This is a genomic window from Streptomyces sp. NPDC003034 (assembly GCF_053591375.1).
The window spans coordinates 198,051-213,304 of the sequence record NZ_JBSFTS010000005.1 but is presented as its reverse complement, the minus strand read 5'-3'; the positions used below and the strand labels follow the sequence as shown (position 1 = coordinate 213,304).

13 protein-coding genes are annotated in these 15,254 nt (G+C 71.3%); 8 read left to right on the top strand and 5 right to left on the bottom strand.

Annotated elements, in window-relative coordinates:
- Window positions 1-65: 65 nt before the first annotated feature.
- Together sufB and ACWDX7_RS08750 are read right to left on the bottom strand one after the other, a co-directional pair.
- Window positions 66-1,481 (bottom strand): Fe-S cluster assembly protein SufB, encoded by a 1,416-nt coding sequence (sufB, locus tag ACWDX7_RS08755; protein WP_451493072.1) that lies wholly within the window; start codon window positions 1,479-1,481, stop codon window positions 66-68.
- Window positions 1,478-2,239 carry a helix-turn-helix transcriptional regulator gene (locus ACWDX7_RS08750; protein WP_451493071.1) on the bottom strand — a complete coding sequence of 254 codons (762 nt, stop codon included), beginning with the start codon at window positions 2,237-2,239 and terminating at the stop codon, window positions 1,478-1,480. The genes sufB and ACWDX7_RS08750 overlap by 4 nt, the downstream gene beginning before the upstream one ends.
- Window positions 2,240-2,583: 344 nt before the next feature.
- Between ACWDX7_RS08750 and ACWDX7_RS08745 the strand changes: the two genes are divergently transcribed.
- Genes ACWDX7_RS08745 through ACWDX7_RS08735 form a run of 3 tightly spaced genes read left to right on the top strand, consistent with a single transcriptional unit; the run spans window position 2,584 to window position 5,336 of the window.
- Complete coding sequence (locus ACWDX7_RS08745) at window positions 2,584-3,510, top strand: ABC transporter ATP-binding protein (protein ID WP_451493070.1); 927 nt, start codon at window positions 2,584-2,586, stop codon at window positions 3,508-3,510.
- Entirely contained in the window at window positions 3,507-4,289 is a 783-nt protein-coding gene (locus ACWDX7_RS08740; RefSeq protein WP_451493069.1) for an ABC transporter permease, read from the top strand. Before ACWDX7_RS08745 ends, ACWDX7_RS08740 begins: the two co-directional genes overlap by 4 nt.
- Window positions 4,290-4,346: 57 nt before the next feature.
- Complete coding sequence (locus ACWDX7_RS08735; RefSeq protein WP_451493068.1) at window positions 4,347-5,336, top strand: COX15/CtaA family protein; 990 nt, start codon at window positions 4,347-4,349, stop codon at window positions 5,334-5,336.
- A gap of 53 nt (window positions 5,337-5,389) precedes the next feature.
- On the opposite strand, the gene ACWDX7_RS08730 is transcribed toward ACWDX7_RS08735, so the two are convergent.
- The 3 genes from ACWDX7_RS08730 to ACWDX7_RS08720 form a co-directional block, all read right to left on the bottom strand.
- Window positions 5,390-6,517, bottom strand: a complete 1,128-nt coding sequence (locus tag ACWDX7_RS08730) for an amidohydrolase family protein (protein ID WP_451493067.1) — start codon at window positions 6,515-6,517, stop codon at window positions 5,390-5,392.
- A gap of 165 nt (window positions 6,518-6,682) precedes the next feature.
- On the bottom strand, window positions 6,683-7,042 hold the full coding sequence (locus tag ACWDX7_RS08725; RefSeq protein WP_451493066.1) for a hypothetical protein: 360 nt from the start codon (window positions 7,040-7,042) through the stop codon (window positions 6,683-6,685).
- A gap of 24 nt (window positions 7,043-7,066) precedes the next feature.
- Window positions 7,067-8,041: a heme o synthase gene (locus tag ACWDX7_RS08720; RefSeq protein ID WP_451493065.1), complete on the bottom strand. Its 975-nt coding sequence runs from the start codon at window positions 8,039-8,041 to the stop codon at window positions 7,067-7,069.
- A 299-nt stretch (window positions 8,042-8,340) separates the two neighbouring features.
- Here ACWDX7_RS08720 and tkt point away from each other — a divergent pair, with 299 nt between their 5' ends.
- The 5 genes from tkt (at window position 8,341) to pgl (ending at window position 15,202) form a co-directional block, all read left to right on the top strand.
- Window positions 8,341-10,428 (top strand): transketolase, encoded by a 2,088-nt coding sequence (gene tkt / locus ACWDX7_RS08715; protein WP_451493064.1) that lies wholly within the window; start codon window positions 8,341-8,343, stop codon window positions 10,426-10,428.
- Window positions 10,429-10,463: 35 nt separating this feature from the next.
- Window positions 10,464-11,582: a transaldolase gene (gene tal / locus ACWDX7_RS08710; protein WP_451493063.1), complete on the top strand. Its 1,119-nt coding sequence runs from the start codon at window positions 10,464-10,466 to the stop codon at window positions 11,580-11,582.
- Window positions 11,583-11,587: 5 nt separating this feature from the next.
- Window positions 11,588-13,117 carry a glucose-6-phosphate dehydrogenase gene (gene zwf / locus ACWDX7_RS08705; RefSeq protein WP_451493062.1) on the top strand — a complete coding sequence of 510 codons (1,530 nt, stop codon included), beginning with the start codon at window positions 11,588-11,590 and terminating at the stop codon, window positions 13,115-13,117.
- Entirely contained in the window at window positions 13,114-14,199 is a 1,086-nt protein-coding gene (gene opcA, locus ACWDX7_RS08700; RefSeq protein ID WP_451493061.1) for a glucose-6-phosphate dehydrogenase assembly protein OpcA, read from the top strand. Before zwf ends, opcA begins: the two co-directional genes overlap by 4 nt.
- A gap of 226 nt (window positions 14,200-14,425) precedes the next feature.
- Window positions 14,426-15,202, top strand: coding sequence for a 6-phosphogluconolactonase (gene pgl / locus ACWDX7_RS08695; RefSeq protein ID WP_451493080.1), 777 nt, complete (start codon window positions 14,426-14,428; stop codon window positions 15,200-15,202).
- Window positions 15,203-15,254: the final 52 nt, after the last annotated feature.

Genomic DNA, 15,254 nt, shown 5'->3' with positions numbered 1-15,254 from the left:
ACGTCGTTGCGATCCTCGGTCCGCGGGGGACACGGACCGCGGAGCTGGTGGTGGGAGGGCCGGGGTCAGCCGACCGATCCCTCCATCTGCAGCTCGATCAGCCGGTTCAGCTCCAGCGCGTACTCCATCGGCAGCTCACGCGCGATCGGCTCGACGAAGCCGCGCACGATCATGGCCATGGCCTCGAACTCGGTCAGGCCGCGGCTCATCAGGTAGAAGAGCTGGTCGTCGGAGACCTTGGAGACGGTCGCCTCGTGGCCCATGGACACGTCGTCCTCGCGGACGTCCACGTACGGGTACGTGTCCGAGCGGGAGATCGTGTCGACCAGGAGCGCGTCGCACAGCACGTTGGACTTGGAGCCGTGCGCGCCCTCGCCGATCTCGACCAGGCCTCGGTAGGAGGTGCGGCCGCCGCCTCGCGCCACCGACTTGGAGACGATGTTCGAGGAGGTGTTCGGCGCCATGTGGACCATCTTGGAGCCGGCGTCCTGGTGCTGGCCCTCGCCCGCGAAGGCGATGGACAGGGTCTCGCCCTTGGCGTGCTCGCCCATCAGGTAGACGGCCGGGTACTTCATCGTGACCTTGGAACCGATGTTGCCGTCGATCCACTCCATGGTCGCGCCCTCGTACGCCACGGCGCGCTTGGTGACCAGGTTGTAGACGTTGTTCGACCAGTTCTGGATGGTCGTGTAGCGGCAGCGGCCGCCCTTCTTCACGATGATCTCCACCACGGCGCTGTGCAGCGAGTCCGAGGAGTAGATCGGGGCGGTGCAGCCCTCGACGTAGTGGACGTAGGCGTCCTCGTCCACGATGATCAGCGTCCGCTCGAACTGGCCCATGTTCTCCGTGTTGATACGGAAGTAGGCCTGGAGCGGGATGTCGACCTTGACGCCCTTGGGGACGTAGATGAAGGAGCCGCCGGACCACACCGCGGTGTTCAGCGAGGCGAACTTGTTGTCGCCGACGGGGATGACCGTGCCGAAGTACTCCTGGAAGAGCTCCGGGTGCTCCTTGAGCGCGGTGTCGGTGTCGAGGAAGATGACGCCCTGCTCCTCCAGGTCCTCGCGGATCTGGTGGTAGACGACCTCGGACTCGTACTGGGCCGCGACACCGGCGACGAGGCGCTGCTTCTCCGCCTCGGGGATGCCGAGCTTGTCGTACGTGTTCTTGATGTCCTCCGGCAGGTCCTCCCACGAAGCGGCCTGCTTCTCGGTGGAGCGCACGAAGTACTTGATGTTGTCGAAGTCGATGCCAGAGAGGTCGGAACCCCAGTTGGGCATGGGCTTGCGGTGGAAGAGCTTGAGCCCCTTGAGACGGAGGTTCAGCATCCACTCCGGCTCGGACTTCTTCGCCGAGATGTCGCGGACGACTTCCTCGGACAGACCCCGCTTGGCAGCGGCGCCGGCCGCGTCGGAGTCGGCCCAGCCGTATTCGTAGGTGCCCAGGCCATCGAGCTCAGGGTGAGCAGTCTCCGTGGTCATGCGGGGTTCCTCCCGGCCGTACTTGCAGATACTGATGAGTCGGTCTGTGCGGCGCTCGCGCTGCGCGGAATGAAGGTGGTGCACACTCCGTCGCCGTGGGCGATCGTGGCGAGGCGCTGCACGTGCGTCCCGAGCAGACGGGAGAAGACCTCGGTCTCCGCCTCGCAGAGCTGCGGGAACTGCTCGGCCACGTGGGCGACCGGACAGTGGTGCTGGCAGAGCTGTTCACCGCTGTGCGGACCGGGAGCGCTCTTCGCCGTGGCAGCGTACCCGTCGGCGGTCAAGGCCTTGGCAAGGGCCTCGGTGCGCTCCTGCGGTGCGGCCGCCTCGACGGCCTCCTGGTAGGTCCGCGCCTGTGCTTCCATCCGCGCCCTCGCGAAGGCGGCCACGGCCGCCTCTCCCGGCTCCCCGCCGCCGGCGGCCTGCGCGATCCAGCGCAAGGCGTCCGCGGCGAGCGTGTCGTAGGACTGGTCGAAGGCGTCACGGCCGCAGTCGGTGAGCGCGAAGACCTTGGCGGGCCGGCCCCGGGTGCGCGCGCCGTACACGCGCTGCTCGCGGGACGCGACCACGTCGTCGGCGACGAGCGTGTCGAGGTGGCGGCGGACGGCGGCCTGGGTCAGGCCGAGGCGAGCGGCGAGGTCGGCGACGGTGGACGGACCGTGGTCCAGGATGGACCGCGCGACCCGGTTGCGGGTTGACCGCTCCCCGGTCGCGAGCTCCCCCTGGGGGGTCTCGGCCTGCCGTTCGCTGTATTTCACAACGCCATTGTTGCGTAATTAACCGAGCCCCGACAAGCCGTGACGGACGCCACCCCGGGTGGCCTCCATCACTAAGGGTTACCTTATCTATCGACGCAGAGTTATGCGGAGGGGAGCATTCCGCAGGTGCGCCGACCATCCGCACCGACCCGGCGAACGGCTCCCACCTGCGAAGCCCTGCCCGCTGGCGGCCGTCGGCGCCATGGACCCCGACGTCCCGAAAAGATCACGCGAATAGGCCCGGCCTTCCGCGATCGCCGGTCGAGAAGAGCGGAAACGGGCCTCGCCTGGCCCCCGACCCCGGCGCCCCGCACCCCTTCCCCGGCTCCGTAGACTCAACGCCCATGAGCAACGACCCCGCCGTGGAGATCCGCGGACTGGTGAAGCGGTACGGCGCCAAGACGGCGGTGGACGGCCTCGACCTCACCGTCCGCAAGGCCTCCGTCACCGCGGTCCTCGGTCCCAACGGCGCGGGCAAGACGACCACGGTCGAGGCCTGCGAGGGCTACCGCCGCCCGGACGCCGGCACCGTCCGCGTCCTCGGCCTCGACCCCTTCGCCCAGGCCGCGGCCCTGCGCCCCCGCGTAGGCGTGATGCTCCAGGCCGGCGGCGTCTACTCCGGAGCCCGCGCCGTCGAGATGCTGCGCCACATGGCCAAGCTGTACGCCGACCCGCTCGACGTGGACACCCTGGTGGAACGCCTCGGCCTCGGCGGGTGCGGCCGCACCCCCTACCGCCGCCTCTCCGGCGGCCAGCAGCAGCGCCTCGCCCTCGCCATGGCCGTGGTCGGCCGCCCCGAACTCGTCTTCCTGGACGAGCCGACCGCCGGCCTGGACCCGCAGGCCCGCCGCGCCACCTGGGACCTCGTACGCGAACTGCGCACCGACGGTGTCTGCGTCGTCCTCACCACCCACCACATGGACGAGGCCGAGCAGCTCTCCGACGAGGTCGCCATCGTGGACGCGGGACGGGTCATCGCCCACGGCAGCCCCGAGCAGCTGTGCCGCGGCGGCGCCGAGAACACCCTGCGCTTCACCGGCCGCCCCTCCCTCGACCTCGCCTCGCTGCTCAAGGCGCTGCCCGACGGCACGCGGGCCGCCGAGCTCAACCCCGGGGTCTACCGGCTCACCGGCGACGTCCACCCGCAGCTGCTGGCCACCGTCGCCTCCTGGTGCGCGCAGAACGGCGTCATGCCGGACAGCCTCTCCGTGGAGCGGCACACCCTGGAGGACGTCTTCCTGGAACTGACTGGCAAGGAGCTGCGCGCATGAGCGCCGGTACGTTCACCCCCAGCCCGGGGGCGGCTCCCGTCTCCCGCATGATCCTCGCGCAGACGGCACTGGAGACCCGGATGCTGCTGCGCAACGGGGAGCAGCTGCTGCTGACCGTGATCATCCCCGCGCTGCTCCTGGTGCTGTTCTCGGCCGTCGACGTGGTCACGGTGCCCGTGCGGGAGGACGGCAGCGGGAAGTCCGTGGACTACCTCGCGCCGGGCATCCTGGCCCTCGCCGTGATGTCCACCGCCTTCACCGGCCAGGCCATCGCCACCGGTTTCGACCGCCGCTACGGGGTCCTCAAGCGGCTCGGGGCCTCCCCGCTGCCGCGCTGGGCGCTGATGGCCGCCAAGACCTTGTCGGTGCTGGTCACCGAGGTGCTGCAGATCGCGCTGCTGACGGTGATCGCCTTCGCCCTGGGCTGGTCCCCGCAGGGCGACCCGCTGTCGGTGGCCGCGCTGATCCTGCTGGGCACGGCCGCCTTCTCCGGGCTGGGGCTGCTCATGGCGGGCACGCTCAAGGCCGAGATGACCCTGGCCGCCGCCAATCTCGTGTTCCTGCTGCTGCTGGTCGGCGGCGGGGTGATCGTGCCGCTGGAGAAGTTCCCGGACGCCGTCCGCTCCGTCCTCGGCCTGCTGCCCATCACGGCCCTGTCGGACGGGCTGCGCGAGGTGCTCCAGCACGGCGGCGCGCTGCCGTGGCGGGACGCGGCCCTGCTGGCGGGCTGGGCGGTGCTCGGCCTGGGGGCCGCCGCCCGGCTCTTCCGCTGGGAGTGAGCCCGGCGCCGCGGCGCCAGGAGGGGCGGCGCCGTGGCGCCACCCCCTCGTGAAAGTTTGCACAAGGCTCGGCTTACGATAGTGGCCGTGTTGAACCCCCTCGCTTACATCGCCAGCCGCTGGACTCCGTCACCCCGGACCGTCCGGCGGGCCGCGTTCGCCGCGCTCCTCATGAGCGTGGCCATCGTCGTCACCGGCGGCGCGGTACGGCTGACCGGATCCGGTCTCGGCTGCGACACCTGGCCCAAGTGCACCGACGACAGCCTGATCGCGACCCCGGCCCAGGGCTTCCACGGCGCCATCGAGTTCGGCAACCGGATGCTGACGTACGTGCTCTCCGCGGCCGTCGGCTGGGCCATCATCGCGGCGCGCTCGGCCAAGCCGTGGCGCCACTCGCTCACCAAGCTCGGCTGGATCCAGTTCGTCATCGTGATGTCCAACGCCGTACTCGGCGGCATCACCGTCAAGACGGGGCTCAACCCTTACAGCGTCGCTGGGCACTTTCTGCTCGCCACCGCCCTGATCGCGGTCACCACCCTCACCTGGCAGCGCACCCGCGAGGGCGACGGCGCCCCGCGGCCGCGCGTGCCCGGCCCGGTGCGCAAGCTGTCGTGGGCACTGATCGCGACCACCTTCGTGCTGATCGCGGCGGGCACCGTCGTCACCGGCTCCGGCCCGCACGCGGGCGACAGCAGTGAGATCGAGCGGATGCCGGTCGACTGGGCCTCCGTCGCCCACGTCCATGCCATCGCCGCCTGGGTGGTGTGCGCGCTCGCCGTCGCCCTGTGGCTGGTGCTCCGGGTGGTCGACGCCCCCGCCGACACCCGGGCCCGCGCCCGGGACCTGCTGATCGTGCTGCTGGCCCAGGGCGCCATCGGCTACGTGCAGTTCTTCACCGAGCTGCCCGAGCTCCTCGTCGCCGCCCACATGCTCGGCTCCTGCCTGGTGTGGATCGCGGTGCTCCGCGTCATGCTGAGCCTGCGCGAGCGGCCGGCGGCGAAGGCGGAGATCCCGGCCCAGGGCGACGCGCAGCTCTCGGCCGTCTGACGGGCGGCGGCCCGGTCCGGCGACGGCAGGGGGCGTCCCGGCCGCCCCCTCGCTCAGGGCCGCTCGTCCAGCCGGTAGACGCGGCGGGCATTGCCCGCCGCGACCATCGCCGCCACCCGTTCCGCGTCCCGCCAGGACCAGGCCCCCTCGCCGACCCAGCCGCCCAGCACCCGGTTCAGCGCCTCCCGGAACACCAGGGCGCCCACCGCGTGCAGTTCGGGCAGCTGCCGTCCGCCGCTGGAGTACAGCAGCTTTCCGAACGGCGCCGCTGCCAGCAGCTCCGCCAGCACCACCGCGGCCCGCGCCCCGCTCTGCCAGAGGGCCGCGCCGACATCGGCGTGCACGTGCGGGAAGGCCGAGGCCAGCTCCGCGGCCTGCCGGTGGTACGGGTACCCGCCGAGCAGCACCAGCCGCGTGCCGAGGCCGGCGGTGGCCCGTACGAAGCCGGTCAGCAGCGCGGGATCCGTCCGGTCCGCACACTCCCCCGGCTCCCCCGTGCCCGTACCCGTGTGCAGCTGGAGCGGCAGCCCGGACTCCACCGCGCTCCACAGCAGGTGCCGCAGGAGTACGGGGTCCCGTAGGACCGCGCCCTTGGAGCGCCCGGCCAGCCACCGCCCGGCCGCCGCACGCACCTCGCCCGGTCCGGGCGGACCGGGTTCCAGGGCCAGCGTGGCGGCGTATCCGGGGCGGGAGCCGCAGGTGAAGGCGGCGGCTCCCGTGGCGGCGTGGTGGACGGCGCCGGAGAGGTTGGCGAGGAAGGCGGCCACCGTCCCGGAGGTGTCGGCGACCTGCTCGGCCAGGAATTCCAGCCGGACGACCTCGAAGCCCTCGGCGTCCCCGGCGAGCGCCAGTTCCTTGGCCCCCGCGAGATCACCGGGCGCTCCCGTGTCCACCAGGTAGGCGGCGACCCCGGACCCCCGCAGCAGGCGGCGCCCGGCTTCGACCGCCCCCAGCTCGCGGCGCCGGGCCAGATACCGGGCGGCAGCGCAGTGCGGCTCCAGTCCGAGCAGCGGCGGGCACCACCGGCGCACCGCGAAACCGGTCTGCGAGTCGAAGAAGGTGGTGCCGGCGGCGGGCGGGCCCGCCGAGCGGACCAGCTGGGCCTCGAAGGTGCCGAGGCCCAGCTCCGTACGGAGCACTCCGTGGCAGTACTGGTCCACCAGGGGCGGGGTTTCGATCATCCGGGCATCCCGTTGCGGACGTGAGGAAGGGGCTTCCACACGTCCTAACGGGTGAGCGGGGTGCGAGGTGTTGCTCGCGCTGTTGACCGAGGGGCCACGGAGGGATCGGGCTCCTCGGTCACAGACCAGGCTCCTCGGTCAAAGACCGGGCTGCCCCGTCGAGGATCAGGCTGCCCGGTTCTCGGGGCCGCCGATCTGGATGCCCGCCATGCGCGTCCACTCGTACGGGCCGGTGCGCACCCGGGCGGCCAGCTCTCCGTCGAACTCCTCGTGGAGGGACAGCGCGGCCTTCTCGGCGGCCAGCCGGGCGACGGCGTGGGTCGGGGCCACCAGGTCGCCCCAGGCGCCGTCCTTGCCCACGAGCACGATCCGCGTGCCGGCCTGGCCGATGTGGGCGAGGTGTCCGTCGGCGCCGCCGTGCTCCTCGGCGAAGGCGCCGATCCGCCGGGCGAGCTTCGCCGCCTTGCGGTCCTGCTTCTTGTCCGCCGCGCCGGCGGTCTCTGCGGTGTCTGCGGTATCTGCCATACACCGCATGCTACCGGCGGGTAATCACCTGAGGAAGGGATCCACGGCCACCGCCACGAAGAGCAGCGACACATAGGTGATCGACCAGTGGAACAGGCGCATCTCCTTGAGCTTCGCGCCCGTCAGACCCGACTTCGCCCGGGCGTGCAGGGCGTGCGCCTCCCACAGCCACCAGCCGCCGGCCAGCAGCGCCACCGAGGTGTAGAACCAGCCGGTGTACCCCAGCGGGGTGAGCAGCAGCGAGACCGCGACCATCACCCAGCTGTAGAGGACGATCTGGCGCGCCACGACCCTGTTGCCGGCCACGACCGGGAGCATTGGCACGCCGACCCGCGCGTAGTCGTCCTTGACCTTCATCGACAGCGGCCAGTAGTGCGGCGGCGTCCAGAAGAAGATGACGAGGAAGAGGATGACGGCGGCCCAGGAGACCTCGTTCTTGACCGCGGACCAGCCGATGAGGACCGGCATGCAGCCCGCGATGCCGCCCCAGACGATGTTCTGGGCGGTGCGCCGCTTCAGCAGCATCGTGTAGACCACGACGTAGAAGAGGAGCGCGCCGAGCGCGAGGGCGGCCGACAGCCAGTTGACGAGCAGACCGAAGAAGAGGGTGGAGAGCACCGCGAGGGAGATGCCGAAGACCAGGCATTCGCGGGGGCTGACCATGCCGGTCACCAGCGGCCGCCCGGCGGTCCGGTCCATCAGCGCGTCGATGTCGCGGTCGATGTACATGTTCAGCGCGTTGGCGCCGCCGGCGGAGAGGTAACCGCCGAAGCAGGTCGCGAGCACCAGCCACAGCGACGGCACGCCCTGTTCGGCGAGGAACATCACCGGCACGGTCGTGATGAGCAGGAGCTCGATGATCCGAGGCTTGGTCAGTGCCACGAAAGCCATGGCCCGGGCCCGGAACGGCCGCTGACCGGAGCTCGTCCCGAGCGTCCCCTTGGCCCCGCTGGCATGGGCGGTGACCCCACCCGCTGGACGGGATTCGACGGCCGTCACGCACACCCCTGACAGAGAATCCAGCAAGCTCCAACTCGGACCGTTCAGGACATGAAGATCCGGTAAAGGCTTGCGCGTACCACGCCACTCTAGACGTTGCCCTTGGGCCGCCTTGCGCGGGGGTCGCCCCGTGTTGGGTTCGATCGGGCCGGGCCGGGCAGGCGGAGAAGGGCCCACGACGTAGTGACGGACTGCCGGTACTCGAATAGCTGCACGCCGTGGCGGGGGTAGGCTCAGAATCGCGCCGGTGCACCGTTCGTCACCGGGAACAGACATGTGGAGAGGAGCCCTGACCAACGGTGAGCACCAAGCCGACCACCACAGAGCTTGAGTGGACCGAACTGGACCAGCGGGCCGTCGACACCGCCCGCATCCTGGCCGCTGACGCGGTCCAGAAGGTCGGGAACGGCCACCCCGGTACGGCGATGAGCCTGGCCCCCGCCGCGTACACCCTCTTCCAGAAGGTGATGCGGCACGACCCGGCAGACCCGGAGTGGGTCGGTCGTGACCGCTTCGTGCTCTCTGCGGGGCATTCCTCCCTCACCCTCTACACCCAGCTGTACCTGGGCGGGTTCGGGCTCGAACTGGACGACCTGAAGGCCTTCCGCACCTGGGGCTCCAAGACCCCCGGCCACCCGGAGTACGGCCACACCCCCGGCGTGGAGACCACCACCGGTCCGCTGGGCCAGGGCGTCGCCAACGCGGTGGGCATGGCCATGGCCGCCCGCTACGAGCGCGGCCTGTTCGACCCCGAGGCCGCCCCCGGCACCTCCCCGTTCGACCACATGATCTACGCGATCGCGGGCGACGGCTGCCTCCAGGAGGGCATCTCCCACGAGGCGTCCGCCCTGGCGGGCCACCAGAAGCTCGGCAACCTCGTACTGCTGTGGGACGACAACCACATCTCCATCGAGGGTGACACGGAGACGGCCGTCTCCGAGGACACCGTCGCGCGCTACGAGGCCTACGGCTGGCACGTCCAGCGCGTCGCGCAGCAGGAGAACGGCGACCTCGACCCGAAGGCGCTCTTCCAGGCGCTCCAGGCCGCCAAGGCCGAGACCGAGCGCCCGTCCTTCATCGCGGCCCGCTCGATCATCGCCTGGCCCGCCCCGCACGCCCAGGGCACCGAGGCCTCGCACGGCTCGGCGCTCGGCGACGACGAGGTCGCCGCCACCAAGCGCGTCCTCGGCTTCGACCCGGAGCAGACCTTCGAGGTCTCCGACGAGGTCCTCGCCCACACCCGCAAGGCGCTCGACCGCGGCCGCGAGGCCAAGGCCGCCTGGGAGAAGGACTTCTCCGCCTGGCGCACCGCCAACCCGCAGCGCGCCGCGGAGTTCGACCGCATCAACGCCAACGAGCTGCCCGCCGGCTGGCAGGACAAGCTCCCCGTCTTCGAGCCCGGCAAGGGCGTCGCCACCCGCGCGGCCTCCGGCAAGGTGCTCCAGGCGCTCGGCGCGGTCATCCCGGAGCTGTGGGGCGGCTCCGCCGACCTCGCCGGCTCCAACAACACCACCATCGACAAGAGCTCCTCCTTCCTGCCGGAGGGCAACCCGCTGCCGGAGGCCGACCCGTACGGCCGCACCATCCACTTCGGCATCCGCGAGCACGCCATGGCCGCGGCCATGAACGGCATCGCCCTGCACGGCCACACCCGCGTCTACGGCGGCACCTTCCTGGTGTTCTCCGACTACATGCGCAACGCCGTGCGCCTGTCCGCGCTGATGCACGTGCCGGTGACGTACGTGTGGACGCACGACTCCATCGGTCTGGGCGAGGACGGCCCGACCCACCAGCCGGTCGAGCACATCGCCGCACTGCGCGCCATCCCGGGCCTGAACGTGGTCCGTCCGGCCGACGCGAACGAGACCGCCATCGCCTGGCGCGAGATCCTCAAGCGCCACACCAAGGTGTTCGGCAAGGGCGCCCCGCACGGACTGGCCCTGACCCGCCAGGGCGTGCCGACGTACGAGCCCAACGAGAATGCCGCCAAGGGCGGTTACGTGCTCTTCGATGCCGAGGGCGGCGACCCGCAGGTGGTCCTCATCGGCACCGGCTCCGAGGTCCAGCTCGCCGTCGCCGCACGGGAGGCGCTGCAGGCCGAGGGCATCGCGGCCCGCGTGGTCTCCATGCCGTCCGTCGAGTGGTTCGAGGAGCAGGACCAGGCGTACAAGGACAGCGTCCTGCCGCCCTCCGTCAAGGCACGCGTCGCGGTCGAGGCCGGCATCGGCCTGACCTGGCACCGCTACGTCGGCGACGCGGGCCGGATCGTGTCGCTGGAGCACTTCGGTGCCTCCGCCGACGGCGCCGTGCTGTACCGCGAGTTCGGCCTCACCGCCGAGGCCGTCACCGCGGCCGCCAGGGAATCGCTCACCGCCGCCGCGCGCTGACGCCGGTACAGAACCGAAGTAGGAGATGTAATCCCATGACAGACGCACTCAAGCGCCTCTCCGACGAGGGCGTGGCGATCTGGCTGGACGACCTGTCCCGCAAGCGCATCACGTCCGGCAACCTGGCCGAGCTCATCGACCAGTCGCACGTGGTCGGTGTCACCACCAACCCGGCCATCTTCCAGAAGGCGATCAGCAGCGGCGAGGGGTACGAGCAGCAGCTCGCCGACCTCGCGGTCCGCCGGGTCACCGTGGAAGAGGCGCTGCGCATGATCACCACGGCGGACGTCCGCGACGCCGCCGACATCCTGCGCCCGGTGTACGACCGCACCGACGGCCAGGACGGCCGCGTGTCGATCGAGGTCGACCCGCGCCTGGCGCACAGCACGCCGGCGACCATCGCCGAGGCCAAGCAGCTGGCCTGGCTGGTGGACCGCCCGAACACGCTCATCAAGATCCCGGCGACCAAGGCCGGCCTGCCGGCGATCACCGAGGTCATCGGCAAGGGCATCAGCGTCAACGTCACGCTGATCTTCTCGCTGGAGCGCTACCGCGAGGTCATGGACGCCTACCTCGCGGGTCTGGAGAAGGCCAAGGCCGCCGGCCTGGACCTCTCCCTGATCCACTCGGTCGCCTCCTTCTTCGTGTCCCGCGTGGACAGCGAGATCGACAAGCGCCTGGACGAGGTCGGCACCGACGAGGCCAAGGCCCTCAAGGGCAAGGCGGCGCTCGCCAACGCCCGTCTGGCCTACGAGGCGTACGAGGAGGTCTTCTCCTCGGACCGCTGGGCCGCCCTGGAGCGGGCCGGCGCCAACAAGCAGCGTCCGCTGTGGGCCTCGACGGGCGTCAAGGACCCGGCGTACAAGGACACCCTGTACGTGGACGACCTGGTCGCCCCCAACACGGTGAACACCATGCCGGAGGCCACGCTGGAGGCCGCCGCCGACCACGGCCGCATCACGGGTGACACCGTGCGCGGCACCTACGAGCAGGCCCGCGCCGAGCTCGACGCGGTCGCGAAGCTGGGCATCTCGTACGACGATGTGGTCCAGCTGCTTGAGGACGAGGGCGTCGAGAAGTTCGAGGCGTCCTGGAACGACCTGCTGAAGTCGACCGAGGCGGAACTCGTCCGTCTCGCCCCCGCGGAGGACTGAGTAACTTGTCGGTAAACGGAGCGAACCCGCTTCGTGACGCACAGGACCGGCGGCTCCCGCGCATCGCGGGGCCGTCCGGCCTGGTCATTTTCGGCGTTACGGGTGACCTGTCGCGCAAGAAGCTGATGCCTGCCGTCTACGACCTGGCCAACCGGGGCCTGCTCCCGCCGGGCTTCTCGCTGATCGGGTTCGCCCGCCGTGAGTGGCACGACGAGGACTTCGCGCAGGAGGTCCACGACGCCGTCAAGCAGCACGCCCGTACGCCCTTCCGCGAAGAGGTCTGGCAGCAGCTGGTGCAGGGCTGCCGCTTCGTCCAGGGCGACTTCGACGACGACCAGGCGTTCGAGACGCTGAAGGCGACGATCGAGGAGCTGGACAAGGCACAGGGCACCGGCGGCAACTTCGCCTTCTACCTGTCCGTCCCGCCGAAGTTCTTCCCCCAGGTCGTCGCCCAGCTCAAGAAGCACGGGCTCGCGGACCAGAAGGAGGGCTCCTGGCGCCGCGCGGTCATCGAGAAGCCGTTCGGGCACGACCTGACCAGTGCGCAGGAGCTCAACCAGCTCGTGCACGACGTCTTCCCGCCCAACGAGGTCTTCCGGATCGACCACTACCTGGGCAAGGAGACCGTCCAGAACATCCTGGCGCTCCGCTTCGCCAACACCATGTTCGAGCCGATCTGGAACCGGTCGTACGTCGACCACGTGCAGATCACGATGGCCGAGGACATCGGCATCGGCGGCCGGGCCGGGTACTACGACGGCATCGGCGCGGCCCGTGACGTCATCCAGAACCACCTGCTCCAGCTGCTCGCGCTGACGGCGATGGAGGAGCCCGGCTCCTTCCACCCCAAGGCGCTGGTGGCCGAGAAGCTCAAGGTGCTCACGGCCGTGGAACTGCCCGAGGACCTGGGCAAGCACACGGTGCGCGGCCAGTACTCGGCGGCGTGGCAGGGCGGCGAGAAGGTCGTCGGGTACCTCGAAGAGGACGGTATCGACCCCAAGTCGAAGACCGACACCTACGCGGCCATCCGCCTGGAGATCAACAACCGCCGCTGGGCGGGCGTGCCGTTCTACCTGCGGACCGGCAAGCGCCTGGGCCGCCGGGTGACCGAGATCGCGGTGGTCTTCAAGCGGGCCCCGTACCTGCCGTTCGAGTCGGGCGCGACCGAGGAGCTGGGGCAGAACGCCCTGGTCATCCGGGTCCAGCCGGACGAGGGCGTGACGGTCCGCTTCGGTTCGAAGGTTCCGGGCACCTCCATGGAGGTCCGGGACGTCACGATGGACTTCGCCTACGGCGAGTCCTTCACGGAGTCGAGCCCCGAGGCGTACGAGCGGCTCATCCTCGACGTGCTCCTCGGCGACGCGAACCTCTTCCCGCGCCATCAGGAAGTCGAACTGTCCTGGAACATCCTCGACCCGATCGAGGAGTACTGGGACAAGCACGGCAAGCCCGCGCAGTACCCGGCGGGCACCTGGGGGCCGGTCGAGGCGGACGAGATGCTCGCACGAGACGGACGGAGCTGGCGCCGGCCATGAAGATCGACCTCACGGAGACCAACTCCAGCAAGATCAACGCCGCGATGGTGCAGGCACGCCGGGACATCGGCACGCCGGCCATCGGCATGGTGCTCACGCTGGTGATCGTGACCGACGAGGAGAACGCCTACGACGCGCTCAAGTCGGCGAACGACGCCTCCCACGAGCACCCCTCGCGGATCATCGTCGTCATCAGGCGGGTCAGCCGCTCGCCGCGCAGCCGCCGCGAGGCCCGTCTCGACGCGGAGATCCGCGTCGGGGCGGACTCCGGCACCGGCGAGACGGTCGTACTGCGCCTGCACGGCGAACTGGTCGACCACGCCCAGTCGGTGGTCCTCCCCCTCCTGCTGCCGGACGCCCCCGTGGTGGTCTGGTGGCCGGACTGCGGGCCGTCCGACCTGGCGGGCGACCCGCTCGGCGCGCTCGGCCAGCGCCGGATCACGGACACGTACTCCTGCGAGGACCCGATCGGGACGCTCGCCGCGCGGGCGGCGGCCTACGCCCCCGGGGACACGGACCTGTCCTGGACGCGCATCACCCCGTGGCGGTCCATGCTGGCCGCCGCGCTGGACCAGCAGCAGACCCTTTCGGTCAGCTCCGCGACCGTCGAGGGCGAGGACGAGAACCCGAGCTGCGAACTGCTGGCCATGTGGCTGGCGGACCGGCTGCAGGTCCCCGTCAAGCGCGCGCTGTCCGCCGGGCCGGGCCTGACGGCCGTACGCCTGGAGACCAAGGACGGCGAGATCGTCCTGGACCGGGCGGACGGGTCCCTGGCCACCCTGTGCATGCCGGGTCAGCCCGACCGTGCGGTGGCGCTCAAGCGCCGGGAGACGGCCGAGCTCTTGGCGGAGGAGCTGCGCAGGCTGGATCCGGACAACACGTACGAGTCCGCGCTGAAGTTCGGCGTGACGAGACTGGAGGCCCTGTCCGCGGCCGCCGCTCCGGCGGAGGCCGAGCCTCCGGCGAAGGCCCAGGCCCAGGCCCAGGCTCCGGCGGAGGCCGAAGCTCCGGCCACGAAGCCCGCCCCGAAGTCGGCCGCCAAGCCGGCCGCCAAGCCGGCCAAGAAGGCCGCGGCCAAGTAGGCGGCACGGTGGGTGCGGGCTCCCCCGCACCCACCGTTTCCATCGCCGGCCCGCACCCGCCCTGGACGGAACCGGGCCCTGCCCGTCCCCGGCACCTCGAAGCCCGGACAGGCCGAAACACCGGCCGCGCCCGCGTGCGAGGCGCCGGCGCCGGCGCGGACCCCCGGAAAGGGGCCCGCGCGGCCCCACCCACCGCAACGACCAAGAAGGCGGCAGCAGCATGGGTATGACGACTCCCCAGGTCGTCGTCCACCGGGACAAGGAGCTGATGGCCCAGGCCGCGGCGGCCCGGCTCATCACCAAGATCGTGGACGCGCAGACGGCCCGCGGTACCGCGTCCGTGGTCCTCACCGGCGGCCGCAACGGCAACGGACTGCTCGCGGCGCTCGCCGCCGCCCCGGCCCGGGACGCGATCGACTGGCACCGGCTGGACCTGTGGTGGGGCGACGAGCGGTACCTCCCCGCCGACGACCCCGAGCGCAATCACACCCAGGCCCGCCGCGCCCTCCTCGACTCCGTCCCGGTGGACCCGGCCCGCGTCCACGCCATGCCCGCCTCCGACGGCCCGTACGGGACCGACGTCGACGCGGCGGCGGCCGCCTACGCCGCCGAACTGGCCAAGGCCGCGGGCCCGGAGGACCACGGGCCGGTGCCCCGCTTCGACGTGCTGATGCTGGGCGTCGGCCCGGACACCCACGTGGCGTCCCTCTTCCCCGAGCATCCGGCGGCCCGCGAGACTGAGCGCACGGTCGTCGGCGTCCACGGCGCGCCGAAGCCCCCGCCCACCCGGATCTCCCTCACCTTCCCGGCGATCCGGGCGGCCCGCGAGGTCTGGCTGCTGGCGGCGGGCGAGGACAAGGCCGGCGCGGTGACCCTCGCCCTCGGCGGCGCGGGCGAGGTCCAGGCACCGGCGGCGGCCGCCTACGGCCGCTCCCGCACCCTGTGGCTGCTGGACCGCGCGGCGGCGGCCAAACTCCCCCCGGGGATGTACCCGCCGGCTTGAGCGGCGTCGTCAGAGGTCCGGTAGGTCCGGCAGGACGCGCGGAGCGCCCCGC

Bases quoted from the DNA above. Each gene is read 5' to 3' on its own strand.
- tal (WP_451493063.1), top strand. From the start codon at position 10,464: ATGACAGACGCACTCAAGCGCCTCTCCGACGAGGGCGTGGCGATCTGG.
- ACWDX7_RS08745 (WP_451493070.1), top strand. From the start codon at position 2,584: ATGAGCAACGACCCCGCCGTGGAGATCCGCGGACTGGTGAAGCGGTAC.
- ACWDX7_RS08725 (WP_451493066.1), bottom strand. From the start codon at position 7,042: ATGGCAGATACCGCAGACACCGCAGAGACCGCCGGCGCGGCGGACAAG.
- pgl (WP_451493080.1), top strand. From the start codon at position 14,426: ATGACGACTCCCCAGGTCGTCGTCCACCGGGACAAGGAGCTGATGGCC.
- opcA (WP_451493061.1), top strand. From the start codon at position 13,114: ATGAAGATCGACCTCACGGAGACCAACTCCAGCAAGATCAACGCCGCG.
- sufB (WP_451493072.1), bottom strand. From the start codon at position 1,481: ATGACCACGGAGACTGCTCACCCTGAGCTCGATGGCCTGGGCACCTAC.
- ACWDX7_RS08730 (WP_451493067.1), bottom strand. From the start codon at position 6,517: ATGATCGAAACCCCGCCCCTGGTGGACCAGTACTGCCACGGAGTGCTC.
- ACWDX7_RS08740 (WP_451493069.1), top strand. From the start codon at position 3,507: ATGAGCGCCGGTACGTTCACCCCCAGCCCGGGGGCGGCTCCCGTCTCC.